Here is a 25,074-nt window from a genome sequence, read left to right on the forward strand (position 1 = left end):
CACCGGAAATCCGCTCCGGCGCGCCAGGACCAAGACCGCGCGGCCACGCATCGCGCGCCACCCCAGGAGGATTCCATGGAACTGCACTACCAGACCGGCTTCGGCAACGACTGTGCCACCGAAGCCCTGCCCGGCGCCCTGCCGGTGGGCCGCAATTCGCCCCAGCAATGCCCCTATGGCCTGTACGCCGAGCAGTTGTCCGGCACCGCCTTCACCGCGCCGCGCAGCGAGAACCGCCGCTCCTGGCTCTACCGCATCCGCCCGGGCGCGCAGCACAAGCCGTTCGAGCCGTTTGCCGGCGTCAAGGGCTGGGAAAGCGCGTTCGGCCACGGCCCGGTCACGCCCAACCAGCTGCGCTGGAGCCCCCTGCCCATCCCCACCGTGCCCACCGACTTCATCGAAGGCGTGAAGACCTGGGGCGGCAACGGCGGCCCCGATGAGCAAAGCGGCGTCGGCATCCACCTGTATGCCGCCAACCGCTCGATGCAGGGCCGCTATTTCTACAACGCCGACGGCGAGCTGCTGCTGGTGCCGCAGCAGGGCCGCCTGCGCCTGGCCACCGAACTGGGCCTGATCGACCTGGAGCCGCTGGAGATCGCCGTGATCCCGCGCGGCGTGCGCTTCAGCGTGCAACTGCTGGACGACAGCGCGCGCGGCTATATGCTGGAGAACTTCGGCGCCGCGCTGCGCCTGCCCGAACTGGGCCCGATCGGCTCGAACTGCCTGGCCAATGCCCGCGACTTCAAGACGCCGGTGGCCTGGTATGAGGATGTGGAAGGCGACTTCGAACTGATCGCCAAGTTCACCGGCGGCTTCTGGCGCGCCGCGATCGGCCATTCGCCACTGGACGTGGTGGCCTGGCACGGCACGCACGCGCCGTACAAGTACGACCTGCGCCACTTCAACACCATCGGCTCAATCAGCTACGACCATCCGGACCCGTCGATCTTCACGGTGCTGACCGCGCCGTCCGACACCCCGGGCACCGCCAACATGGACTTCGCCATCTTCCCGCCGCGCATCCTTGCGATGGAGAACACCTTCCGTCCGCCCTGGTTCCACCGCAACGTCGCCAGCGAATTCATGGGCCTGATCCAGGGCGTGTACGACGCCAAGGCCGATGGTTTCGCCCCGGGCGGCGCGAGCCTGCACAACTGCATGAGCGGCCATGGCCCCGACGCCGAGACCTTCGAGAAGGCCTCGCGCGCCGACACCAGCACCGCGCACTACATCCGCGACACCATGGCCTTCATGTTCGAAACGCGGCGCGTGATCCGCCCGACGGCGCAGGCGCTGGCCTCGGTAGAATTGCAGGGCGACTATTACCGGTGCTGGCAGGGCCTGCAGAAGCATTTCGATCCCGCCAAGGCGTGACCGTTTTCTCTCCCGTCACGCCCGCCCACGGCGATGCGCGCAAGCGCATCGCCGTTTGGCTTTGGATTTTTCCGGCGCCCGCCGCGCCCTTACAAACACATTGAACGAGACACTCCCCATGACCACCGCCATCAACGAAACCCACGACCCGTCCCTCAAGAGCTGGGTCGCCAGCGCCAACACCGGCACCTCTGACTTCCCGGTGCAGAACCTGCCCTACGCCGCGTTCCGCCGCAAGGGCTCGCAGGAATCGTTCCGCCCCGGCGTGGCCATCGGCGACCAGATCGTCGACCTGGCCGCGCTGGCCGCCGCCAAGCCCTTCGAAGGCGCGGCCGCCGAGGCGCTGGCCGCCTGCCAGGGCGATAGCCTGAACGCGCTGATGGCCCTGGGCCATGCCCACTGGAGCGCACTGCGCCTGGCGCTCTCGCGCGCGCTGCGTGAAGGCGCCGCGCTGCGCGCCACGGTCGAGCCGCTGCTGGTGGCCCAGGCCGACGCCGAATACACCACGCCCGCCCGCATCGGCGACTACACCGACTTCTACATCTCGGTGCACCACGCCACCGCCATCGGCAAGCAGTTCCGACCCGACAACCCCCTGCTGCCGAACTACAAGTGGGTGCCTATCGGCTACCACGGCCGCGCCTCCAGCATCGGCGTGGACCAGAAGTTCCCGCGTCCGGTCGGCCAGACCCGCCCCGCCAACGAAGGCGAGACGCCGCAGTTCGGCCCGTGCGCGCGGCTGGACTACGAACTTGAACTGGGCATCTTCGTCGGCACCGGCAACGCCCAGGGCGAACGCATCAAGCTGGCGGACGCCGATGCGCACGTGTTCGGCCTGTGCATCCTGAACGACTGGTCGGCGCGCGACATCCAGGCCTGGGAATACCAGCCGCTGGGCCCGTTCCTGTCCAAGAATTTCGCCTCGACCATCTCGCCGTGGATCGTCACCATGGAAGCGCTGGAGCCGTTCCGCACGCAGTGGAACCGCGGGCCGTCCGAGCCGCAGCCGCTGCCGTACCTGGCCTCCGACGCCAACCGTGCCAAGGGTGCCTACGACGTGCAGATGGAAGTGCTGCTGACCACCGCACAATCGCGCGCCGGCAAGCAGGCGCCGGCCCGCCTGTCGCGCAGCAATTTCCGCGATGCCTACTGGAACGTGGCGCAGCTGATCACGCACCACACGGTGAACGGCTGCAATCTGCAACCGGGCGACATGCTCGGCACCGGCACGCTGTCGGGCCCGCAACCGTCGGAAGCCGGTTCGCTGCTGGAACTGAACCACGGCGGCAAGCAACCGATCGAGCTGCCCTGGGGCGAGAAGCGCACCTTCCTGCAGGATGGCGACCAGGTCATCATCCGCGCCGAATGCGTCAAGGCGGGCTATCCGCGCATCGGTTTCGGCGAATGCTCGGGCACGGTGCTCCCGGCGCGGGTCTGAACGACGTCTGTCAGGATCGGGGCGTGGCGGCCGCATCGGTCGTCAACGCCTCGATCTCGTCATCCTTGGCCTGCCACTGCCGGCCCAGCCAGTGGTGGAATTCGGTGCGGAAGGCCTTGTCGCGGCTGTAGTCGCCTTCGCAGAAGGCCGGCGGCACCGGCACCTGGCGCATGCGCACCCGCACCGAGCCCATGCGGCCGCAGGCCATGTCCCAGAAGCTGGGCACACCCGCCGGATAGGCGATGGTGACATCGATCATCGAACGAAAACGCGTGCCCATCGCGTTCAGCGACACCGCCAGCCCGCCCGCCTTGGGCTTGAGCAGGTGACGATACGGGGCTCCCTGCGCGTCGCGCTTGGCCGGCGAGAAGCGCGTGCCCTCGGCAAACACCATCACGCTGGTCGGCACCAGCGAGAATTTCTGGCAGGCGCGGCGCGCGGTTTCCTGGTCCTGGCGCCCCAGGGCGGGATTGCGGCGAAGGTCGGCCTTGCCGTGGCGCTTCATGAAGGGAAAATCCAGCGCCCACCACGCCAGCCCGATCACCGGCACGTAGATGAGCTGCTGCTTGAGGAAGAACTTCAGCAGCGGGATGCGGCGGTTCAACGCGCCCTGCAACACGAAGATGTCGACCCAGGACTGGTGGTTGCAGTTGACCAGGTACCAGTCCGCGTAGCGCAGGCCAGTATTGCCGCGCACATCCCAGGGCGCGCGCTGGATGCGCGTGAACCAGGCGGTGTTGACGCTGATCCAGGCCGTGGCGATGCCGTTGAGGACGGGATCGATGCGGCGCCTGGCCGCCGCGAACGGCAGCGCCAGTTTGAGCAGCGCCATGGGAAACAGCAGCAGGCACCAGAACAGCGTGCTGGCGCCGATCAGGAGCGTGCTGAACACGCCGGTCAGCCAGGCCAGGCGGCCGCGCGGCACGGGCCAACCGCGCCAGCGCGCGGCCGGGGCGGACGCGGGCGCGTCGCTTGCGTCAGCGACAGGGGGCCGGATCGGGCCGGCCAGCGGATCGGGAAAAGTCATGAACGCGAGTGTGCGAGGACTGCCCGGGGGCCGGTTTGAGCGGGATCAAACCGGCCCCAGGCCCGGACGGGGTGAAGTCAAGGCAGGCGGTATTTTTCTTCGCGATAGACCCAGCTGGCCCACAGCGCGTGCGCCAGCGCTTCCCTGGTCAGGGCGTCATCCGCGGGTTCGACCGGATCGTAGGTCTCGTCCTGCCCGACCGGCGCGGCGCGGTAGCGGAATTCGCGCGGCGCCTTGGACGGCTCCAGCACCAGCAGCTTGTCGCCCTGCAGGTAGCCGAAGTTGTCGGCGTACTGCATCAGCGCGCGATTGGGATCGCGCTGCGTCAGGTCCGCGCCCAGCATCGGGTTGACGTTATCCAGCCCGATCAGCGACAGCAGCGTGGGCGCCATGTCGATCTGGCTGACGATGCGCTCGTCCTGGCGCGGCGCGATGCCCGCGCCCAGGATCAGGGCCGGGATCTGGAAGTGCCGCACCGGCACCGGGATCGAGCCGTAGACGCGGGAATCGTGGTCCGCGATCACCAGGAACACGGTGTTGTCCCAGTACGGCGCCTTGCGCGCCTTGTCGAAGAACTGGCCCAGCGCCCAGTCGGCGTAGCGCACCGTGTTGTCGACGCTGGCCGGCTCGCCCACCGGCTGGATGCGGCCCGCCGGGTACTCCCACGGCGAATGGTTGCTGACCGAAAACGCCAGCGTGAACACCGGCTTGTCACCGTCGGCGCGCAGCAGGCGGTCGACCTGGGTGAACATGTCCTCGTCGGACGCGCCCCACGAGCCTTCGAACACCGGGTTCTCGAACTTCGGGCGATCGACGATCTCGTCAAAGCCATTGCCCAGGAAGAAGGCGCGCATGTTGTCGAAGTGGGACTCGCCGCCATAGACGAAGCGCGAATGGTAGCCATGCTTGCCCAGCACCTGCGCCAGGGTGAAGAAGCCCGTCTGCGAGCGCGGCAGCTTGACCACGGCGTCGGCCACGCTGGGCAGGAAGCCCGCGGTGACCGCCTCGATGCCGCGCACCGAGCGCGTGCCGGTGGCGTAGGCGCGATGGAACATCCAGCCTTCCTTGCCGAGGCGGTCGATGTTGGGCGTCAAGTCCTTGCCGCCCAGGCTGCCGACATATTGCGCGCCCAGGCTTTCCTGCAGGATGATCACCAGGTTGAGCGGCTTGTCGCGGCGCACCGTGGCCTTCTGCTCGTGCAGGCTTGGGTAGCGCGGATCCAGCGGCGCCCCCATCAGGCCGGCCTTGTCGCGCACGATGGCGTTCATCTCGTCCACCGGCATCTTCGGATACATCGCGGCCGACGAGCGTTCGTCGCGCATGCGATAGGCGGCATCGAACACGCTGTAGAGCGAGTTCAGGGCCAGCGAATTGACCATCGCGTCCGAGCTGAACGCGACCTTGGCCGGATTGATGGGGCGATGCTCCAGCGTGCCGCGCGCGCCCAGCACCACCAGCGCCAGGATCGCCAGCGACGCCAGCGGCCGCTTCCACCACGCCAGGAAGGGATCGCGCACGCGCACCGGGAACAGCTTGACCGCCAGCCAGGCCGCCACCAGCAGCACCACCAGCGCGGTGAACAGCACGCCCTTGTAGCCCTGCCACAGCATCGAGCCGACTTCCTTCGGATTGAGCAGGTAGATGAAATACAGGCGGTTCGGGCGCGTGTCGTATTCGGCGATGAACTGCGGCGTGGAGACTTCCAGCAGCACGTACAGCATCCACCAGACGCGGAACCACCAGGCGGTGACGCGCGCCGCCCACGGGCGGTGCCCCAGCCACGGCGAGAACACCGCCGGCAGCGCGATCACCATGGACAGCAGGCAGACGTCGATGCGCAGGCCGCCCAGCAGCACCGGCCACAGGCCGCCGGCCGCCTGGACCCGGTCCCACATCCACCAGGACAGGCCAAGGCGGCTGAGCGTCAGCAGCGCCAGCACGGCCAGGATGAAGCGCAGTGTCAGCCGGCGCATGCGGCGGCCCTCCGACTACCAACGAAACCCCGCGCCGTTGCCGCGCCACGCTTACCGAGCCAAACCATGCCTTGCCATCCGGTGATTGAAAACGGCCAAGATTAACGCGGATCGACGCGCCGCAGCGCCGCCGGGTGGAGTCGCGATGTCGAATACGAGGCCGATGACAACCCTATCATGTCGTACGACATCTCATTTCTTCAGCATCCGGCGTGGCGGCCGCGCGGGCCTATTGCACCCGGCGCAGGCGCTCGCGGCTGTTGCTCAGGTGGGTGCGCATCGCGGCGCGGGCGCCTTCGGCATCCTGGCGCATGATGGCGCTGTAGATGTCTTCGTGCTCCAGGTTGACGCGCGACAGGTAGGCGGCACGGTCCTCGTGCGCAAACTTGGCCGAATTGATGCGGGTGCGGGGGATGATGGCCGAACCCAGGTGCGACATGAGATCGGCGAAATAACGGTTGTCGGTGGCCTGCGACACCAGCAGGTGGAACTGGAAATCCGGCGTGATGGTGTCGCCGCCGCTGTCCAGCGCGGCCTTGAAGGCGTCCAGCGCGCGACGCATCTCGGCCAGTTGGACCTCGCTGCGACGCACGGCGGCCAGGCCGGCGGCCTCGCTTTCCAGGCAGATGCGCAGTTCCAGCAGCACCAGCACATCGCGCACCGTGGCGATGTCGGCCGGGTCGACGCGAAAATCGCCGCCACCGCTGGGTTCGAGCGCGTAGGTGCCCACGCCATGATGGGTTTCGACCAAGCCCGAGGCCTGCAGCCGCGACAGCGCTTCGCGCACCACGGTGCGGCTGACGCCGAACTGCCGCATGATCTCGGATTCGGTGGGCAGCTTGTCGCCGGGGCGGATGTCGCCGCCGCGGATGCGTTCGGAAATGTTTTCCACCAGGCCTTGCGCCAGGTTCCGTGGACGACGCTGCGGCAGCACGGGGGTATCGACAGGAGCGTTCATCAGGGATTATCCGGAAGCGGTTGCGTGGCGCTTGACTGCAAAAATTCGTGCTTATTATACTTTGGACAAGTTGTACGATAACGTACCAGGCAAGTCCACCCCAACGAGCGTTGCGCCATGAGCCTAGCTGTCGACCGCATGCCTGCCTCCCCCCGTTGTCATCGCTTATTGTTGACCGGCGCCGCCGGCAACCTGGGCCGGGTACTGCGACCGCGCCTGAAGGCCTGCGCCGACGTGCTGCGGGTTTCCGACGTCGCGGCCATGGCGCCCGCCGCCCCCGGCGAGGAAGTCGTGCCCTGCGACCTGGCCGACCCCGCCGCCGTCTCCGAGCTGGTGCGCGGCGCCGACGCCATTGTGCACCTGGGCGGCGTTTCCGTGGAGCGTTCTTTCGAGGAAATCCTGCCGGCCAATATCCAGGGGGTCTACCACGTCTACGAAGCCGCCCGCGTCCATGGCGTGCGGCGCGTGGTGTTCGCCAGCTCCAACCACGTCATCGGCTTCTATGAACAGGGCACGCGGCTGGACGCCGACGCGCCGTTGCGGCCCGATGGCTACTACGGCCTGAGCAAGGCCTACGGCGAGAACCTGTCGCGCTTCTACTACGACCGCTACGGCATCGAGACGGTCTGCCTGCGCATCGGCTCGTCGTTTCCCGAGCCCAAGGATCGCCGCATGATGGTCACCTGGCTCAGCTACGACGACCTGACCGACCTGGTGGTGCGATCGCTGTTCACGCCGAACGTCGGTCACCTGATCGCCTATGGCGCCTCGGCCAACCGCGACAGCTGGTGGGACAACCATCGCGCCGCCGCGCTGGGTTTCGCGCCCAAGGATTCCTCCGAAGCCTTTCGCGCGCAGGTCGAGGCGCAAGCGCCCCTGCCCGCCGACGATCCCGCCGGACGCTTCCAGGGCGGCGCCTTCGTCAAGGCCGGCCCCTTCCCCTTTCCCCCGCGCTGATTTCGTCCCCGGCCCATCATGGCGACCCACGCTGAACGCATCGGAACCCTGCTCTGCGGCGTGGGCGAAAGCCCCGTGTGGCGCGCCGCCGACCAGGCGTTCCACTGGACCGACATCCCCGGCCGCGCGCTCTGGCGCTGGACGCCCGCGAGCGGCCGGCTCGATCACTGGACGTTGCCGCAGATGGCCGGCTGCATCGCCCCGCGCGGGGACGGCTGGCTGCTGGCGATGGAGGACGGCCTGTATGAATGCGGGCCGCTGGTGGCCGGCCAGGCCTGCCAGCCGCGGCCGCTGGCCCCGGTGCGCCACGGCGCACCCGGCATGCGCTTCAACGACGGCCGCTGCGACCGCCAGGGCCGCTTCCTGGCCGGCACCATGGTCATGGACATGGGCCTGGCGCGCAACGCCGGCAAGCTCTACCGGCACGGTCCCGGCGAGGCACTGGAGGCCATCGTCGACGACCTGATCGTGCCCAACGGCCTGGCCTTCAGTCCGGACGGCAAGACCATGTACCTGTCCGACTCGCACCCGTCGCGGCAGGTGGTCTGGGCCTTCGACTACGACATCGACGGCGGCCCGCTCCGCAACCGCCGCGTCTTCATCCCGAGACTGCCGGCCGGCCGGCCCGATGGCGCCGCGGTCGACGCCGACGGCTGCTACTGGATCTGCGGCAACGAGGCCGGCCGCATCTACCGCTACACGCCGGACGGCCGCCTTGACCGCAGCCTGGAGGTGCCGGCCGCCCGCGTCGCCATGTGCGCGTTCGGCGGCCCCGACCTGGACCTGCTGCTGGTCACTTCGATCCGCCCCGCCGATGCCGCCCCCGATTCCATCGCCGGCGCCGTCTTCATCCTGCGCCCCGGCGCGCGGGGCCTGGAGGAAGCCGCAAGCGCCGGTTAGCACCCGACCGTGGCGCCCCAAGCGCCCACGCACGAGTAGTGAGCAGGTCCGTACACATCGAAGAGCTTCGGGGCCGCAACGGCCCTCAACGAAACGCCGTACTCCCGACCGGAGGTAGACATGTTGCGCCCGACCCTGACCCGCGCCATCCTGGCCGCGGCCGCCTTGCTGACGCTGATTCCCGCCACCCATGCCGCCGAGCTGCGCTCGGCGGACATCCATCCCGACGATTACCCCACCGTGCAGGCCGTGCGCCAGTTCGGCGAGCTGGTCAAGCAGCGCACCAACGGCCGCATCACCGTCAAGGTGTATGCGGGCGGCGCGCTCGGCAACGAAGACGACTCGATCGAACAGGTGAAGCTGGGCGCGCTGGCCATGGCGCGCGTCTCCAGCGCGGCCATGCACAACATCTGCCAGACCACGCGCGTGCCATCGCTGCCGTTCCTGTTCCGTTCCAAGGAGCATCTGCACAAGGTGCTGGACAGCGAGATCGGCGAACGGATCCTGAAGTCCTGCGAGTCGGCCGGCTTCGTCGGCCTGGCCTGGTACGACAGCGGCTCGCGCTCGATGTACACGCGCAACAAGCCGATCAAGACACTGGCCGACGCCAAGGGCATGAAGATCCGGGTGCAGCAGTCGGACCTGTCGGTGGCGATGGTGGAAGCCATGGGCGGCAACGCCACGCCGATGCCGATGGGCGAGGTCTACACCTCGCTCAAGACCGGACTGGTGGACGCGGCCGAGAACAACTACCCCAGCTACGAAAGCGCGCATCACTACGAGGTCGCCAAGTACTACGCGCTGACCGAGCACACCATGACGCCGGAAATACTGATCTTTTCCAAGCGCCAATGGGACAAGCTGTCGGCCGAGGACCAGAAGGTCCTGCGCGAGGCCGCGCGCGAGTCGGTGCCGTACATGCGCAAGCTGTGGGACGAGCGCGAGCAGAAGTCGCGCGCCGTGGTCGAGAAGGCCGGCTCGCAGATCGTCGAGGTGGACAAGGCCTCGTTCCAGGCGGCGATGAAACCGGTGTACGACCGCTTCGTCACCACGCCCGACATGAAAGACCTGGTCGCCAAGATCCAGGCCGTCCAATAAGGAATTCACATGTTGGCTACCTCCACCAATGACCCGGATGTCGCGGCGGGGGGCCGGGCGCATGCCCTGGCTGCCCCGCTGGACGCCTACACCCGGGGCTGCGCCCGGCTGGCGCGGCTGTGCATGTGGACCAGCGTGTTCGGCCTGGTCTGCCTGATCGTCGCGGTATCGCTGCAGATCTTCGGCCGCCATGTGTTGAACAGCACCCCCACCTGGGCCGAGAGCCTGGCGCTGCTGCTGGTGCTGTACGTCACCATGCTCGGCGCCGCCGTCGGCGTGCGCGATGCCGGCCACATCGGCTTCGAATCGCTGGTCGACGCCTTGCCGGTGGCCGGCCAGCGGCGCCTGAAGATCTTCATCCACCTGCTGGTGCTGCTGTTCGGCGCGCTGATGGCGTGGAACTGCGCCCTGCTGGCCGAATCCGTGTGGGCCTACAAGATTCCCAACCTGGGTATTTCCAACGGCTGGAAGTACGTGCCCGCGGCCCTGTCCGGCGTGCTGATCGCGCTGTTCTCGGTCGAGCACGTCATCGCCCTGTTGCGCAACCAAAAGGTGGTACCGGCATGGCGCTGACCCTACTCTCCTTCACCTTCATGGGTTTCCTGGTGATCGGCGTGCCGGTGGCGTTCGCCATCGGGCTGTCGTCGATCACCGCGATCATGTACGAGGACTTGCCGCTGGCGGTGGCCTTCCAGCAGATGACCTCGGGCATGAACGCGTTTTCGTTCCTGGCCATCCCGTTCTTCATCTTCACCGGCGAGCTGATGCTGTACGGCGGCATCGCCGACCGCATCGTGGCGTTCGCCAAATCGCTGGTGGGCCACGTGCGCGGCGGCCTGGGCATGTCCAACGTGGTGGCCTGCACGCTGTTCGGCGGCGTGTCCGGATCGCCGGTGGCGGACGTCTCGGCGATGGGTTCGGTGATGATCCCGATGATGAAGCGCGAGGGCTACCACGCCGACTACGCGGTCAACGTCACCACCCACGCGGCGCTGGTGGGCGCGCTGATGCCGACCAGCCACAACATCATCATCTACACCCTGGCGGCGGGCGGCAAGGTGTCGATCGCGGCGCTGATCGCGGCCGGCGTGGTGCCGGCGCTGATCCTGACGCTGTGCAACCTGGCCGCGGCGTATTTCGTGGCGCGCAGCCGCGGCTATCCGGCCGGCACCTTCCCCGGCTGGCACATCGTGGCGCGTTCGCTGGTGGCCGCCCTGCCGGGGCTGTTCGTGGTGGTGCTGATCATCGTCGGCATCCTGAGCGGGGTCTTCACGGCCACGGAATCGGCCGCGGTGGCCGTGCTGTACGCGCTGGCGCTGACGATCTTCGTCTACCGCTCGCTGACCTGGGACCAGTTCGTGCGCGCCGCCAGCAAGGCGGTCAAGACGACCGGCGTGGTGCTGCTGCTGATCGGTATTTCGGCCACCTTCGGCTATCTGATCAGTTTCTACGGCGTGGCCGAGAAGACCGGCGCGCTGATGGCCTCGATCTCCACCAGCCCGTGGGCGATCTTCCTGATGGTCAACATCATCCTGTTCGTGCTGGGCACTTTCCTGGACATGGCGGCGACCATCCTGATCTGCACGCCCATCTTCCTGCCGATCTGCATGCAGTACGGCATGGGGCCGGTGCAGTTCGGCATGGTGATGCTGCTGAACTGCGCGCTGGGCCTGAACACGCCGCCGGTGGGCACCACCCAGTTCGTGGGCTGCGCCATCGGCGGAGTCTCGGTCGGCACGGTGATGCGGACCATCTGGCCGTTCTACGGCGCGTTGCTGGCCGCGCTGGCGCTGGTCACCTACGTGCCGGCGTTCTCGCTATGGCTGCCAGGCCTGCTGCTCAATTGAGCAATCGATACGGAGGCGGGGCGACCGCCCGTCCCGTGCAGCACCGGCCAAAAGAACAGCGCGGCCAGCAGCCACATCAGGGCGGCCGACCACAGCGTCTGGCTGAGGAAGTGCGCGCCCTGCAGGATGCGCACGGCTGAAAACGCCAGCCCGGCGGCGATGCCCGCCGCCAGCCCCCACCAGCGCCAACCCGGCCGCCCGACGGCCCAGCCGGCGAAATACAGGGCCAGCAGCGAATAGCCGGCGCCGGCATGGCCGCTGGGCAGCGCGCCGCCGGCCTTGCCACGATCCCAGGTCCACCACGACTGCGGATAGGGGGTGTAGCCGCCCAGCGTGTCCAGGTCGTAGGGCCGCGGCAGCGTGGTGTAGTGCTTGAGCTGGGTGATGGCCAGCTGCCCCGCCATACAGGTCAATGCCAACGCCAGCGCCGGCCCGCGCAGGGAGCGCCAGGCGGGAATGCGATAGCTGGCCGCCGCGACGGCAATGGCCCCCAGCCCGATGCCGATCGGCAGGGCCAGCACCATGCGGTGGCCGATCAGTTCCAGCCAGCGGTTGGTGTGCAACGGGAAATCGTCCAACGCCGGGTTGAACAGGGCGCGCGCGATGGCCAGGTCCCACCCCGACGCATTGGCCCACCAGGCCAGGCACGCCAGGAACAACGTCACGCCCAGCACGTGCGTGGCCAGGTAGGCGGCGGGCGTCGGCCGGGTGGCCGCGGGAGGGGACAGGGACGACATGTGGGACGCGATGGAGGGCGCTCGGCCGAAGCGGACAGCTTAGGCGGCCGATAGTCGAAAATTCGTCAAATTCCGCCCACCGGGGGGAGCCTCGCCCCCGGCGTTGCGCCCCGACTACGCCGTCGCGTCCGCCGCGTTCAGGCGCAGGCTGAAGCGCGTGCCCCGTTGGGGGCCTTCGCGGGAAGAATCCACGGTCAAGGTCCAGCCCTGCATGTCGCAGACCCGCTTGGCGATGGCCAGCCCCAGGCCACGCGCGGTTTCGTCCCGGCCCGCGGCGGCCGAATCCCGCAGCCGCCCGCTGTAGTAGCGGCGGAACAGGAAGGGCAGGTCGCCGGCGTCGATGCCCTTGCCATCGTCGCCCAGCTGCAACACGCCATCCTCGCCCAGGCTGGCGGTCAGCGTGGCGGGCGCGGCATGTTCGATGGCGTTGCGCACCAGGTTGCGCAGCACCGTCAGCAAGGCATAACGGTCCAGAACGCGGATGTGCTCGGGCGGGATGCGGTTGTCGAAACGCAGCTGGGCCACGCCGGCCTGGGATTCGTAGCCGCGCCAGGCGTCCTGCATGCAGTCGGCCAGGTCGACCGGCTCCGGCGGACGCATCTGGTCGCGAGCCATGGCGCGCGCGCTTTCAAGACAGACGATGACGTCGTCGACGTTGTCCATGACCCGTGTCAGCCGCTGGCGCTGGTCCGCGGTCAGGTCCTGGGTCAGCAGCATGAGCTCGCTGTCGGAGCGGATCGCCGCCAGCGGGGTGCGGACTTCGTGGCTGAGGTTGCCGGCGAACTCGCGTTCGCGCGCGATCGAGCGGTCGACCTGGTTCTGCACCCGGTTGAAGGCCTCGATCAGCCGGCCGGCCTCGTCGTCGCGCGTCACCGCCAGGTCGGGCGAGCCGGGCGCCCAGGTCGAGAGCCGGTCGGTCAGGTCCAGCAAGGGGCCCACCGCCACCGCCGCCACGCGCCGCGACAGGGCATACGCGCCCACCACGCAGATCGCCCCCACGCCCAGCACGATCAACCCGAAATCGTGCACCCGTTCCTCATTGTCGGTGGCGTCGTACAGCAGGTAGACCTTGCCCGTGCCGGTCTCGGCCACCATCACGTGCCAGGTATAGGCTCCGGGCTCGATCAGGTGCAGGCCGTTGTCCAGGCCGCGTATCTCCTCGGGCATGCCGGCCGGGGCCTCGCCGTCGGCGCTGAGCCAGGCGCGCATGGAACCGCCCAGTTCACGGGCGCCGTGGCGCGGCAGGAACTGGTCGCTGGTGCGCGCGTGCTGCACCAGGCGGTCCATTTCGGTATTGAGGATGTCGTTGACCAGGTCGTCCTCCATCTGGTCGAACGTCAGGTAGGCGAGCAACGCCAGCGCCGTCACGAACAAGGCCACGGTGCCGGTCAGCGCCCACACCACGCGTTGCGTGAGGGTGCCGCCCCCCGCGAAGCGGCTCATGCGGCGCTCCCGTCGGCGACCAGGCGCCAGCCGGTGCCATGCAGGGTTTCGATGCCGTCGAAGCCGGCGTCGGCCAGCGCGCGACGCAGCAGGTGCACCTGGCTGCGCAGCGCGTCGGAAGACGGCGGTTCGCTGCCCCACAACTGCGATTCTAGTTCCTCGCGCGAGACCACCCGCCCCGGGTCGCGCAGCAGCGCTTCCAGGATGAGGGTCGCCTTGCGCGTCAGGTGGACAGGCTTGCCGCCGATCGACGCCGTGCGGCTGCGGGTGTCGTAGGCCAGGTCGCCGAAAACACGCACCGTGTCCACGGTCGACCCCTTGGCGCGCTGGATCAGTGCGAGCAGGCGGGCCTCGACTTCCAGCAAGGCGAACGGCTTGGTCAGGTAGTCGTCGGCGCCGTGCGAGAAACCGGCCAGCTTGTCTTCCAGGCTGTCGCGCGCGGTCAACACCAGCACCGGCACCGGCAGACGCCTGTCGGCGCGCAGCGCGTGCAGCACCGCATGGCCGTCCATGCCAGGCAGGCCGATGTCCAGGATCACGGCGTCGAAACGCTGTTCCTCCAGGCGCTGCAGGCCGGCGGGGCCGCTATAGGCCACGTCCGGCAGGAATCCGCGGGCTTCCAGGAAGGTGTACAGGTTGCCGGCGATGATGTGATCGTCCTCGACGATCAGGATCCGCTGATTCGCGCCCGCCGCGGGACTGGCTGCCATATTCGCATTCCCATCGAAAGAAAGGTTGAACGCTCCGATCAGGCCTGCAGCACCTTGCCCGGGTTCATCAGGCCGTGCGGATCCAGCGCGCGCTTGATCCGCCGCATCAGGGCCAGTTCGACCGCGCTCTTGTAGCGCGGCAGTTCGTCGCGCTTGAGCTGGCCCACGCCGTGCTCGGCGCTGATGGAACCGGCGTGCGCATGCACGCTGTCATGCACCACGCCGTAGATGTCGCTTTGCAGCGCCAGCAATTCGGTCTCGGTCTGGCCGGGCGCGTTGGCCACGTTGTAGTGCAGGTTGCCATCGCCCAGGTGGCCGAAGATCACGTGGCGCACGCCGGGGAAACGCGCCTGCAGCAGCGCATTGGTGTGGTGCACGAAGCCGGCGATGGCGGAAATCGGGATCGACACGTCGTGCTTGACCGACTTGCCCAGCTCGGCCTCGGCCAGCGGGATGCTTTCGCGCAGGTGCCACAAGGCCTTGCTCTGCGCGACGTTGGCGGCGATGGCCGCGTCGTTCACCAGGCCGGCCTCGATCGCCTCGCCCAGCACCGTCTCGAAGCGTTCGCGCGCATGCGTTTCGCTTTCGCTGTCCGACAGTTCCAGCAACGCGAACCAGGGCGAGGCGGCGGAGTCGCCTTCGAACGGCAGGCGCTGCTGCGGGAACAGCCGCACCACGGCCTGCAGGCAATGGCCGCTCATCAATTCGAAGCCGGTCAGCGCGGCGCCGAAGCCGGCGCGGGCGCGCGACAGCAGCTCGACCGCGTTGTCTATGCTGTCCAGCGTCAGCAACGCGGTGCAGGAGGCCACCGGCCGCGGGAAAAGCTTGAGCGTGGCGGCGGTGATGACGCCCAGCGTGCCCTCGCTGCCGATATAGAGGTCGCGCAGATCGTAGCCGGTGTTGTCCTTGCGCAGGCCGCGCAGGCCGTTCCAGATCTCGCCCTCGGCGGTGACAACCTCGAGCCCCAGGGCCAGGTCGCGCGTGTTGCCGTAGCGCAGCACCTGGGTGCCGCCGGCGTTGGTGGCGAGGTTGCCGCCGATGGTGCAGCTGCCTTCGGCGGCAAGGCTGAGGGGGAACAGCCGGCCGGCGTCGGCCGCGGCCTGTTGCACCGCCTGCAGGATGCAGCCCGCTTCCACCGTGATGGTGTCGTTGTCGGTATCGAGCGCGCGGACGCGGTTCAGGCGGGCGGTCGACAGCACCACCGCGCTGCCCGAGCCATCCGGCGTGGCGCCGCCACAGAGGCCGGTATTGCCGCCCTGCGGCACCACCGGCACGCCATGGCCCGCGCACAGCTTGATGGCATCGGCCACCTCCTGCGTCGAACCGGGACGGATCACCGCCAACGCCACGCCGCGATAGCGGCGGCGCCAGTCCAGCGCGAACGGCTCGGCATCGGCGCCGGTCAGCACATGGGACTCGCCCAGGAGGGATTGCAATTCGCTCAGCAAGGTCATAGGCGCCGCACGGTGGGGCGCGCCGGGCCGCGCCCGGGCGCTGTTCAAGGGAGGTGCGGACTATTGTAGAGGCAGCTCGGCCGCGCCGGTTGCGCTAGCGTGCTGTCCAACAGCACACTAGCCCACGGCCTGGTCCAGGCGCGTGCCGGTCAGGCCGGCGCAGTAGGCGCGCGAGGCGATGCGGTTCATCAGGAACGCGCGATCGACGCCGGCCGGACCCGGCATTTCGGACAGGGCGCGATAGGCACGCCGCAAGGCTTCGCCGCGGGTGGCGCCGCAGACCAGCAGGTGCGTGCAAGGCATATGGCGGTCGGCGCAACCGTCGATGCGCACCTCCAGCGCGTGCGCCGCGACCGGTTCGAAGTCGGCCACCGCGGCGCCCGAACGCGGCCGCGATTCCGCAAGGATCACGCGGAACACCCCGGTGCGATCGTCCAGCGAAAAGGCCACCGTACCCATGCCCTGCCAGGCGCGATCCCGCGCCACGCTGGCCGCGATCGCGCGCAGGGCGCTCTCGACCGAGGCCGGCAGATGCGGAGCCGGACATTCGGCGATCAGCACGCGGGCATCGCGCCAGACACAGCGCTCCCAGGCCCGGCCGGTCGCCAGCTCGCCCTCGGGGGAGATGAATACGTGAATGTCGAGCCGGCGTTCCCGCCCGGCCGCCGGGCCGGCGAAGTCCGTGGGCGGCCTGCGCCTGGCGCCGCCCGATGACGTGACTGTGGATACTTTGGCTCTCATGGGCCCCTCCGGTCTTTCTGCTTGCCTGACTAGCGTATCACCTTCGGATGGCGAGCAAGTTCCATACCAGCGGGATGCCCCTGCTGACGCCGGCTTCGGGCCCCATGCCAACGCACCGCCACGGCGCGGCGCACCAGGCTGGGGCGGGCGCGACGCAAGCCCCTGGACGCCCTACGCCACTGGCGGGATGATGCATCCGGCGCCGATAGGGGATAATCCCATTTTGCGCCCCATTTTGGCCGGCTCGTCCGCCGCCGGGGCATGCCAGCGCAACCCGTCACCCAAGGAGCCGTCGTGGCCGACAACTCGCAATTCCCCGCCGCCGTCTTCAAGGCCTATGATATCCGCGGCACCGTCCCCGACCTGATCGACGCCCGCTTTGCGCGAGCCCTGGGCGCGGCGCTGGCCGCGACCGCGCGCGAACAGGGCGTGCAGACGCTGGTGGTGGGCCGTGATGGCCGTCTCAGCAGCGAAATGCTGTCGCAGGCGCTGCAGGAAGGCATGCTGGAAGGCGGCGTCGACACTGTCGATATCGGACAGGTTCCCACGCCCCTGGTGTATTTCGCCGCGCACACGCTGCAGACCGGCTCCGGCGTCGCCATCACGGGCAGCCACAATCCGCCCAAGTACAACGGCTTCAAGATGATGATGGACGGACGCGCGCTGTATGGCGAAGACGTGCAGGCCCTGGCGCGCCGCATGAACGGCGGCACCGACGCGCCCGCGCCGCGCCCCGGGGTGCGGCGCGAACTGGACCTGGTGGCGGCCTACATCACGCGGATCGCATCCGGGGTGAAACTGGCCCGGCCCATGAAGATCGCGGTCGACTGCGGCAACGGCGTGGCGGGTGCGATCGCGCCGCAATTGTTCCGCGCCCTGGGTTGCGAGGTCACGGAGCTGTTCTGCGAGGTCGATGGCACCTTCCCCAACCACCATCCCGATCCGGCCGAACCCAAGAACCTGCAGGACCTGATCCATTGCCTGGCCACCACCGACTGCGAACTGGGCCTGGCCTTCGACGGCGATGGCGACCGCCTCGGCGTGGTGACCAAATCCGGCCAGATCATCTGGCCCGACCGCCAGCTGGTGCTGTTCGCCCGCGATGTGCTCGAGCGCAACCCCGGCGCCACCATCATCTACGACGTCAAGTGCAGCCGCCACGTCGGCCTGTCGGTCGAAGCCGCGGGCGGCGAGCCGCTGATGTGGAAGACCGGCCACTCGCTGGTCAAGGCCAAGCTGGCCGAAACCGGCGCGCCGCTGGCCGGCGAGATGAGCGGCCACATCTTCTTCAAGGAGCGCTGGTACGGCTTTGACGACGGCCTGTACACCGGCGCCCGCCTGCTGGAAATCGTATCGCGCTTCAGCGATGCCGGCGCGCCCTTGGAGGCCCTGCCGCAGGACGTGTCCACGCCCGAGTTGAAGCTTGAAATGGAGGAAGGCCAGCCCTTCACGCTGGTGCAGGCGCTGCAGGAGCAGGGCCAGTTTCCCGGCGCCACGCGCGTGGTCACCATCGACGGCGTGCGCGCCGAGTATCCCGACGGCTTCGGCCTGGCGCGGCCGTCCAACACCACGCCAGTCGTGGTGCTGCGCTTCGAAGCGCAGACCGCCGAGGCATTGGCCCGCATCCAGGGCGATTTCCGGCGGGAATTCGCTAAACTCGCTCCCCACGCTAGCCTGCCCTTCTAGATCGCCTATGTCCCTGTCCAACAGCCCAGCCTGGCGCGGGTTTGCCGTCGCGGCAAAAGCCACCAGCCTTGACGGCAGCAAACTGCGCCTGATCGACGCCCCAGGCTTACGCCTGGACCTGAGCGCGCAAGCGCACTCTCCGGCCTTGCAAGACGCCGCGAAAGCCCTGTTGGAGCAGCAGGACTTCGAAGCGGCCCGGGCTCGCCTGTTTGATGGCGGCGATGCCAACTGGACGGAACGCCGTCCAGCCTGGCATACGGCCCTGCGGGCCACGCATCCTCCGGCCATGGTTGCGTCGCTCGTGAACGCCGAACGGGAGCGCGTACGCCAGTTCGTACGGGACGCCGATCTTGCCCAGCGCTACAGCTGCGTTCTGCATCTGGGCATCGGCGGCAGCGATTGGGGCCCTCGCCTGGTCATGCGGGCGCTGCGCTACGGCCTGGCCAAACGCGAAGTGCGCTTCGCCTCGAATGTCGACTCGCACTCCATTGCCGACGCCATGAGCCGGCTGGATCCACACAACACGCTGGTCATCGTCGCCTCCAAGTCCTTCACCACCACCGAGCCGCTGGCGAATGCCGAAGTCGCCATGAACTGGCTGCGCGAGGCCGGCGTGGCCGACCCGATCAAGCAGGTGGTGGCGATAACCGCCAATGTCGAGGCCGCGCTCAACCTGGGGATTTCACCCGACCATATCTTCCAGATCTGGGACTGGGTCGGCGGCCGTTATTCGCTCTGGTCCGCCATCGGCCTGCCGGTGGCGCTGGCGCTGGGCAATGACACCTTCGACCAGTTGCTGGCCGGCGCCGCCGCCATGGACGAGCATTTCCGCCAGGCGCCGATGGCCGAGAACGCGCCGCTGCAACTGGCGTTGGCGGGCGTCGTCAACCGCAGTGTGCTGGGCTTCGACTCGCTGGTCATCTCGCCCTACGATTCACGGCTTTACCACATCGTGCCCTGGGCCCAGCAGCTCGAAATGGAATCGCTCGGCAAGGTGGCGACTGCCGACGGCAGCCCGGTGGGCGTGCCGACAGGCCCTGCCGTCTGGGGCATGTCGGGCACCGATTGCCAACACACCTTTTTCCAATGGCTGCACCAGGACACCGCCGGCGCCCCTGTCGACTTCATCCTGTGCGAACAGCCCGACCACGCCTATGCGCGTCATCACGAACTGTTGATCGCCAATTGCCTGGCGCAGCGCGCGGCGCTGTTGCGCGGCAAGTCGTTCGACGAAGCGCTGGCCGAAACGTCACAGGTCGAATCCGATCCGGCCCGCGCGCGCCTGCTGGCGCAGCACAAAGTCCACCCGGGCGGGCGGCCGTCCTCGCTGATCGTGCTGCCGCGCCTGGAGGCCTACACACTGGGCGCGCTGCTGGCGTTGTACGAACACAAGGTCTTTACCCAGGGCGTTATCTGGGGCATCAACCCGTTCGACCAGTGGGGCGTGGAATTCGGCAAGGCCCTGGCCAAGAACATCATCCACGAATTGGACGCGCCCGCCCAGCAGGCCGCTCCCCAGGACCCTTCCACGCGTTTCTGGATCGACGCCATCGCGCGGCGCCACTGAATTCACGCCCCCATCGGGGCCGCTATGGACAGGACGCCATGACGGGCGAATAATGGCCCGTCGTCCTTCCCCGAAGCGCCCCATGCCTACGCCTGTTCGCAGCATCTCACGGATCCTGGCCGCCTGCGCGCTATGCGCGGCTGCCACCACGCAGGCGCAACCTTCCTCCGGCATGGTCGCCGCCGCCAATCCGCTGGCGGCCGCCGCGGGGCTCGACGCCCTCAAGCGCGGCGGCAGCGTGGTGGACGCGGCCATCGCGGTACAGATGGTATTGACCGTGGTCGAGCCGCAATCGTCCGGATTGGGCGGCGGCACGCTGATGCTGGTGTGGGACCAGGACGACGGCACCTTGTCCGCCCTGGACGGGCTGGCCGCGGCGCCGGCGCGCACCACCGCCAGCCTGCGCACCGACGTCGACGGCGCCACCCTGCCGCTCAAGGACGTGGCACGCCTGGGCCGCCCGGTCGGCGTACCCGGCACCGTTCGCGTCATGGCGCTGGCGCACCAGCGCCACGGAAAACTGCCGTGGGCCAGCCTGTTCCAGGCCGGCATCCACAGCGCCGAAGACGGCTTTCCGATGTCGCCCTACCTGCACGACAGCCTGCAGCGGCTGCCGCAACTGGCCGAGAACCCCGCGATCCGCAATGTGTTCTATGACGCCCGCGGGCAGGTGCTGCCGGTCGGCGCAACGGTCCGCAATCCGCTGCTGGCGGACGCGCTGCGCAAGGTCGCCGCCGATCCGGATGCAATCAACCATGGCGTGCTCACCGCCGATGTCCTGGCCGCCATCGGCGCGGGCAAGTATCCCAGCCTGATCCAGGCCGCCGACCTGGCGGCCTACCGCCCGGTCGAACGCACGCCGATCTGCGGCCCCTTCCTGTCCTGGAAGGTCTGCACCTTTCCGCCCCCCAGCTTCGGCGGTGTATCGGTGCTGCAGCAACTGGGCATGCTGGCCGCCCACCGCATCGACACACTGGCTCCCGGCTCCGCCGCCGCCGACCACCTGTTGATCGATACCGCGCGCATCGCCCGCGCCGACCGCCTGGCCTATATCGGCGACCCGGCACAGGTCAAGGCGCCGGTGCGCCAGCTGATCGCGCCCGGCTACGTGCGCGAACGCGCCGCCCTGCTATCCGGCAAGGCGGTCACGGGCCCGCGCCCGGGGGTGTTCGCCGGCGTGCCGGCGCCGGCCGGCGCCGACGCGCCGGGCACCACCGAAACCAGCCAGGTCGCTATCGTCGACGCGCGCGGCAATGCGTTGTCGATGACCACCACCATCAACCTGAACTTCGGTTCATGGCTGATGCCGCACGGCTTCTTCCTGAACAACGCCCTGACCAATTTCTCGTCGACCCACGGCAAGGGCGCGCCCAACGCCATGGCGCCGAACAAGCGGCCAGTGACGTCGATGGCACCCACCATGGTGTTCGATGGCGATGGCAGGCTGGCGCTGGTGACCGGATCGGCCGGCGGCGGCTACATCGTCGACTACATCGCCCAGGCCGTGGTCGGCATCCTGGCCTGGGGGCTGCGCCCCGCCGACGCGCTGGCGCTGCCGCACGTCGCCGGCAACAGCGGCCGCAGCCAGGTGGAAAAGGGCCGAGTGGCGACCGATACCATCGCGCGATTGGCCGCCCGCGGCCACAAGCTCGAGCAGGTCGACATGAAAAGCGGCGCCGCCGCGATACGCGTGACGCCGCAAGGCCTCGATGGCGCCGCCGATCCGCGCCGCGACGGCGCGGCCTTGGGCCATTGAGCCGGACTCAGGCGCTCAGCGTGTCATACAGGTCCACGTGGATACGGGCCACGCGCTCGATATTGAATTCGCGTTCGGCCAGCGCCCTGCCCGCCGCCCCCATGGCCTGGCGCTGCGTCGCATCGCCGGCCAACCGCGCGATGGCGTCGGCCAGCGCCTGCGGGTCGCGCACCGGCACCAGCAACCCGGTCTTGCCGGGGTCAATGGCATCGCGGCAGCCTGGCACGTCGGTCGTGACCACGGCCCGGCCGCAGGCAGCCGCTTCGATCAGCGATTTGGGCAACCCTTCGCGATAGGAAGGCAGCACCGCGATGTGCGAGTCCGCGTACAGTTGCGGCACGTCGGCGCGTTCGCCCAGCGCCTGGACGCATCCTTCGCGCTGCCAGGCTTCGACCTCGGCCGGCGTGGCGGAAGCCGGATTGCCGGCATCCACGCCGCCCACCAGCCGCATCGTCACCGGCACGCCACGCGCGCGCAATAGGCGCGCGGCCTGCACGAATTCCTGCACGCCCTTGTCGCGCAACAAGCGCGCCACCATCGTCACCACCACGGGTGGCGCCGGCGGTTCCGGCAGCGCCCGGCACAAGTCCAGATCGACGCCGGCCCCCCGGATGAGCACCACCTGCTCATCGCGCACCGCGCCCAATGACTTGAGCAGATCGCGATCGGCGCCATTCTGGAAGATCACCCGGCTATTGCGATGGCCCAGCGCCAGGCGGTACAACCGCGCCACCACGGCGCGCACCAGGCGCATCTTCAACGAGTTCGACAGGAACACGAAGCCCAGCCCTGAAATCGCGGCCACCATGGCCGGCACACGCGCCAGCCGCGCGGCGATGCCGCCATACAGCACCGGCTTGATGGTCACCAGATGCACAACCTGTGGCCGCAAGCGCCGGAACAGTCGCAGCAGCGCCAGCAAAGTGCCCAGTTCCTGCAACGGATGCTTGCCGCTGCGCGTCATCGGAATGGCGTGATGGGTCATGCCCAGCGCCTGGATGTCGGCGACCGCGGGGCCATCCATCGTCGCCACGTGCACGTCGTATCCGGCGCGCTGCGCGGCCAGCGCCACGGGCACCCGATGCGACATGAAGAACGCCGGGTTGTTGACCACGAACAGCAATCGACGGGCCGCGCTCATGCCGGGTCTCCGGAAAGGCGGCGCCACACCGCGGTATAGCTTTGCACCATGCGTCCCAGGTCGAAGTTCTCCAGCACCCGGGCACGGCCCGCCTCGCCGGCGCGGCCCTGGCCGCGCGACGCCACGTCGCGCAGCGCGGTCTCGATGCCGCGCGCCAATGCCTCGGGCTGTTCGGGGGGCACCACCACACCGGTGTCTCCGATGATATAGGCGGCGTCGCCCACGTCGGTCGCCACGCAATAGACGCCGCAAGCCATGGCCTCGGCAACGACGTTGGGGAATCCTTCGGCGCAGCTCGACAGCACGTGCAGGTCCAGGCCATTCATCACGGCGGGCACCTCATCGCTGGGACCGGCCAGCACCAGGCGTTCCCGCAGGCCGAGCTTGTCGACCAGCACCATCAGCTCCGGGTTGTCGGCCGTCATGCCGCGCCCCACCAGCACGCAGCGCAGCCCCGCGTCGCGTCCATCGCGCACCAGCGCGGCCACGGCGCGCAACAGATTGCCATGGTCCTTCAAGGGATCCCAGCGCGCCACGCAGCCGATCACCGGCACATCGCCGTCCAGGCCCCATTGGGCGCGCACGCGCGCGCGCGCGGCCGCGTCGGGCGCATAGCGCGACAAGTCGTAGCCGTTCGGAATCACCACCATGCGGTCGCGGCGATAGCCCTTCGCGGCATGGCGCTCCGCCGCGTCCTGCGCCGCGCACACGATCGCGCCGGGCAGCACGCCCGACAACAGCGCGCAGGCGCGCAGCACCATGCGGGCGGAGCGGCTGCTGCGCTCGAGGTGGGCGCCGGAATTGCGGATGCCCCAGGCGACGGCGCGCACGCCCGCCAGGCGGGCCGCCAGGCCGCCGATCAGGTCGGCGTGGTACATCCAGGTCTGCACCGCGCAAGGCCTGGCGCCGGCGATCAGGCGACGCAGGCCCATGAAGCCCCGCAGCGTGATGCGGCCGCGCGGCATGCCGAGCGTATGCACGGTGATGCCGGCGGCGCGCAGCCGCTCGCCATAGATGCCGTCGTCGGTCAGCGACACCACGATGTGCTCGACGTCCTGTCCGGGGAAGGTGGCCAGCCGCCACAGCACGGATTCGGCGCCGCCCTGGCCCAGGCCGGTGATCACGTGCACGACGCGCAATGCGGCGGCGCTCATCGCCCTTCCCTCACGGCCTCGAACAACTGGTCCCATTCCGCCAGCACGCTGGCCAGCGCATAGCGCTGGCGCACCGCGTCGGCGCCGCGCTCGCCCAGTTGCCGGCGCAATCCCGCATCGCCCAGCAGGCGGCGCAGCGCCTCGCGCAACGCATCGCGATTGCCGGCGGGCACCAGCAAGGCGTCCTGGCCATCGCGCGTCATCTCGCGCGGACCGCTGGGGCAGTCGAAGGCGGCGCAAGGCAGGCCCAGCGCCATCGCCTCCAGGAGCACGTTGGGAAAACCTTCCACCAGCGAACTGAGCACGAAGGCCTGGCCCTGAGCCAGTTCTTCCCAGGGCGCTTCGGTGCGGCCCGGCAGGCTGACCCGCTCGCGCAGCCCCAGGCGCTCGACCTGGCGTTCCAGCGCGCCGCGCTCGGGGCCTTCGCCCCAGATGCGCAGGTTCCAATCCGGGAACTCGGGCGCCAGCTGCGCGAACACATCGATCAACAGATCGAACTGCTTGTCCGTCACCAGCCGTCCCATCGCCAGCAAGGTGCGCGGCCCGGCGTCTTCACGCTGGACGACGCGCGGCGCGTCCAACAACGGCGCGGGCAGCGGATTGGGAATGACCGCCAGGCGCTTGATGCCCGGCACCTGCCGCGAGAACGGGCCGGCCGTATCGGCCGCCTGCACCGTCACCATGTCGGCGCGTGGATACAGCAGGCGGCGCAGCCTGCGCCAGACCGTGCCCGTGGTGGTCTCGGCCACCGGGTTGGTGCGCTCGCAGACGATCAAAGGGGCGCGCAGGCCGCGGGTGGCCAGAATGGCGGCCACGTTGACGTTGGTCAGGAACGACACCACCACGTCGGGCGCGGTATCGCGGATATGCCTGCGCAGGGCCAGCAAGCGCTTGAACGCGGCCATCGGCCCCGACACGCGCGTGCCCGCCAGGTCCGCCAGCCAGTCCAATTTGACCTTGTCCGACAGCGGGTAGAAGCAGGTGCCCTTGGACGAATAGGTCGGCGTCAGGGTGACGTCGTCGCCGCGTTCGGCCCACGCGTTGACCAGCGTGGCGGCCACGCGCTCGGCGCCCCCGGCATGCATGGAACTGACCAGCATCAGTATCTTCATT

General features: G+C 68.9%; 21 protein-coding genes. 10 read left to right on the forward strand and 11 right to left on the reverse strand.

Annotation, left to right across the window (positions count from 1 at the left end; translation table 11 throughout):
- Nucleotides 1–75: 75 nt before the first annotated feature.
- Nucleotides 76–1,374 (forward strand): homogentisate 1,2-dioxygenase, encoded by a 1,299-nt coding sequence (gene hmgA, locus ACUTAG_RS10145; protein WP_446650130.1) that lies wholly within the window; start codon nucleotides 76–78, stop codon nucleotides 1,372–1,374.
- A 118-nt stretch (nucleotides 1,375–1,492) separates the two neighbouring features.
- Entirely contained in the window at nucleotides 1,493–2,812 is a 1,320-nt protein-coding gene (fahA, locus tag ACUTAG_RS10150; RefSeq protein ID WP_446650131.1) for a fumarylacetoacetase, read from the forward strand.
- Between the two features lie 10 nt (nucleotides 2,813–2,822).
- On the opposite strand, the gene ACUTAG_RS10155 is transcribed toward fahA, so the two are convergent.
- From ACUTAG_RS10155 to ACUTAG_RS10165, 3 genes are all read right to left on the reverse strand, one after another.
- Nucleotides 2,823–3,737: an acyltransferase gene (locus ACUTAG_RS10155; RefSeq protein ID WP_446650455.1), complete on the reverse strand. Its 915-nt coding sequence runs from the start codon at nucleotides 3,735–3,737 to the stop codon at nucleotides 2,823–2,825.
- 179 nt (nucleotides 3,738–3,916) lie between these two features.
- The gene (locus tag ACUTAG_RS10160; protein WP_446650132.1) at nucleotides 3,917–5,812 is read right to left on the reverse strand and encodes an LTA synthase family protein; all 1,896 of its coding nucleotides are present in this window, start codon (nucleotides 5,810–5,812) and stop codon (nucleotides 3,917–3,919) included.
- 229 nt (nucleotides 5,813–6,041) lie between these two features.
- Nucleotides 6,042–6,770, reverse strand: coding sequence for a FadR/GntR family transcriptional regulator (locus tag ACUTAG_RS10165; protein WP_020926317.1), 729 nt, complete (start codon nucleotides 6,768–6,770; stop codon nucleotides 6,042–6,044).
- Nucleotides 6,771–6,887: 117 nt separating this feature from the next.
- On the opposite strand from ACUTAG_RS10165, the gene ACUTAG_RS10170 reads away from it, so the two are divergent.
- The 5 genes from ACUTAG_RS10170 (at nucleotide 6,888) to ACUTAG_RS10190 (ending at nucleotide 11,572) form a co-directional block, all read left to right on the forward strand.
- Complete coding sequence (locus tag ACUTAG_RS10170) at nucleotides 6,888–7,727, forward strand: NAD-dependent epimerase/dehydratase family protein (RefSeq protein WP_148317193.1); 840 nt, start codon at nucleotides 6,888–6,890, stop codon at nucleotides 7,725–7,727.
- An 18-nt stretch (nucleotides 7,728–7,745) separates the two neighbouring features.
- Nucleotides 7,746–8,627 carry an SMP-30/gluconolactonase/LRE family protein gene (locus tag ACUTAG_RS10175; protein ID WP_026384818.1) on the forward strand — a complete coding sequence of 294 codons (882 nt, stop codon included), beginning with the start codon at nucleotides 7,746–7,748 and terminating at the stop codon, nucleotides 8,625–8,627.
- Between the two features lie 120 nt (nucleotides 8,628–8,747).
- On the forward strand, nucleotides 8,748–9,725 hold the full coding sequence (locus ACUTAG_RS10180; protein ID WP_006385908.1) for a TRAP transporter substrate-binding protein: 978 nt from the start codon (nucleotides 8,748–8,750) through the stop codon (nucleotides 9,723–9,725).
- Between the two features lie 9 nt (nucleotides 9,726–9,734).
- Nucleotides 9,735–10,298, forward strand: coding sequence for a TRAP transporter small permease (locus tag ACUTAG_RS10185; RefSeq protein WP_024070414.1), 564 nt, complete (start codon nucleotides 9,735–9,737; stop codon nucleotides 10,296–10,298).
- Nucleotides 10,289–11,572: a TRAP transporter large permease gene (locus ACUTAG_RS10190; RefSeq protein WP_020926314.1), complete on the forward strand. Its 1,284-nt coding sequence runs from the start codon at nucleotides 10,289–10,291 to the stop codon at nucleotides 11,570–11,572. The genes ACUTAG_RS10185 and ACUTAG_RS10190 overlap by 10 nt, the downstream gene beginning before the upstream one ends.
- Here ACUTAG_RS10190 and ACUTAG_RS10195 read toward each other — a convergent pair.
- The 5 genes from ACUTAG_RS10195 to ACUTAG_RS10215 form a co-directional block, all read right to left on the reverse strand.
- Nucleotides 11,524–12,309, reverse strand: a complete 786-nt coding sequence (locus tag ACUTAG_RS10195; RefSeq protein WP_024070415.1) for a phosphatase PAP2 family protein — start codon at nucleotides 12,307–12,309, stop codon at nucleotides 11,524–11,526. The two genes, ACUTAG_RS10190 and ACUTAG_RS10195, sit on opposite strands and share 49 nt — an antisense overlap.
- Nucleotides 12,310–12,423: 114 nt before the next feature.
- A complete protein-coding gene (locus tag ACUTAG_RS10200; protein ID WP_024070416.1) occupies nucleotides 12,424–13,752 on the reverse strand; it encodes a sensor histidine kinase in 1,329 nt (442 codons plus the stop codon).
- Nucleotides 13,749–14,462 carry a response regulator transcription factor gene (locus tag ACUTAG_RS10205; RefSeq protein WP_006385903.1) on the reverse strand — a complete coding sequence of 238 codons (714 nt, stop codon included), beginning with the start codon at nucleotides 14,460–14,462 and terminating at the stop codon, nucleotides 13,749–13,751. Before ACUTAG_RS10205 ends, ACUTAG_RS10200 begins: the two co-directional genes overlap by 4 nt.
- A 38-nt stretch (nucleotides 14,463–14,500) precedes the next feature.
- Nucleotides 14,501–15,916, reverse strand: coding sequence for an FAD-binding oxidoreductase (locus ACUTAG_RS10210; protein ID WP_006385902.1), 1,416 nt, complete (start codon nucleotides 15,914–15,916; stop codon nucleotides 14,501–14,503).
- 117 nt (nucleotides 15,917–16,033) lie between these two features.
- On the reverse strand, nucleotides 16,034–16,657 hold the full coding sequence (locus ACUTAG_RS10215; RefSeq protein WP_054437826.1) for a BPTD_3102 family carboxylase-like protein: 624 nt from the start codon (nucleotides 16,655–16,657) through the stop codon (nucleotides 16,034–16,036).
- A gap of 261 nt (nucleotides 16,658–16,918) precedes the next feature.
- On the opposite strand from ACUTAG_RS10215, the gene ACUTAG_RS10220 reads away from it, so the two are divergent.
- The 3 genes from ACUTAG_RS10220 to ACUTAG_RS10230 all read left to right on the forward strand — a co-directional run bounded on the left by ACUTAG_RS10220 (nucleotide 16,919) and on the right by ACUTAG_RS10230 (nucleotide 21,666).
- Nucleotides 16,919–18,343, forward strand: coding sequence for a phosphomannomutase/phosphoglucomutase (locus tag ACUTAG_RS10220; protein ID WP_148317199.1), 1,425 nt, complete (start codon nucleotides 16,919–16,921; stop codon nucleotides 18,341–18,343).
- A 7-nt stretch (nucleotides 18,344–18,350) separates the two neighbouring features.
- The gene (gene pgi, locus ACUTAG_RS10225; protein ID WP_054445936.1) at nucleotides 18,351–19,910 is read left to right on the forward strand and encodes a glucose-6-phosphate isomerase; all 1,560 of its coding nucleotides are present in this window, start codon (nucleotides 18,351–18,353) and stop codon (nucleotides 19,908–19,910) included.
- An 82-nt stretch (nucleotides 19,911–19,992) separates the two neighbouring features.
- Nucleotides 19,993–21,666 (forward strand): gamma-glutamyltransferase family protein, encoded by a 1,674-nt coding sequence (locus ACUTAG_RS10230; protein WP_242610361.1) that lies wholly within the window; start codon nucleotides 19,993–19,995, stop codon nucleotides 21,664–21,666.
- A 7-nt stretch (nucleotides 21,667–21,673) separates the two neighbouring features.
- Here ACUTAG_RS10230 and ACUTAG_RS10235 read toward each other — a convergent pair whose 3' ends face one another.
- Genes ACUTAG_RS10235 through ACUTAG_RS10245 form a run of 3 tightly spaced genes read right to left on the reverse strand, consistent with a single transcriptional unit; the run spans nucleotide 21,674 to nucleotide 25,073 of the window.
- Nucleotides 21,674–22,807 (reverse strand): glycosyltransferase family 4 protein, encoded by a 1,134-nt coding sequence (locus tag ACUTAG_RS10235; protein ID WP_054445938.1) that lies wholly within the window; start codon nucleotides 22,805–22,807, stop codon nucleotides 21,674–21,676.
- Entirely contained in the window at nucleotides 22,804–23,961 is a 1,158-nt protein-coding gene (locus ACUTAG_RS10240) for a glycosyltransferase family 4 protein (RefSeq protein ID WP_054445939.1), read from the reverse strand. The genes ACUTAG_RS10235 and ACUTAG_RS10240 overlap by 4 nt, the downstream gene beginning before the upstream one ends.
- The gene (locus ACUTAG_RS10245; RefSeq protein ID WP_006385895.1) at nucleotides 23,958–25,073 is read right to left on the reverse strand and encodes a glycosyltransferase family 4 protein; all 1,116 of its coding nucleotides are present in this window, start codon (nucleotides 25,071–25,073) and stop codon (nucleotides 23,958–23,960) included. The genes ACUTAG_RS10240 and ACUTAG_RS10245 overlap by 4 nt, the downstream gene beginning before the upstream one ends.
- Nucleotide 25,074 lies beyond the last annotated feature (1 nt).

The organism is Achromobacter sp. CSND-B12 (assembly GCF_052906545.1).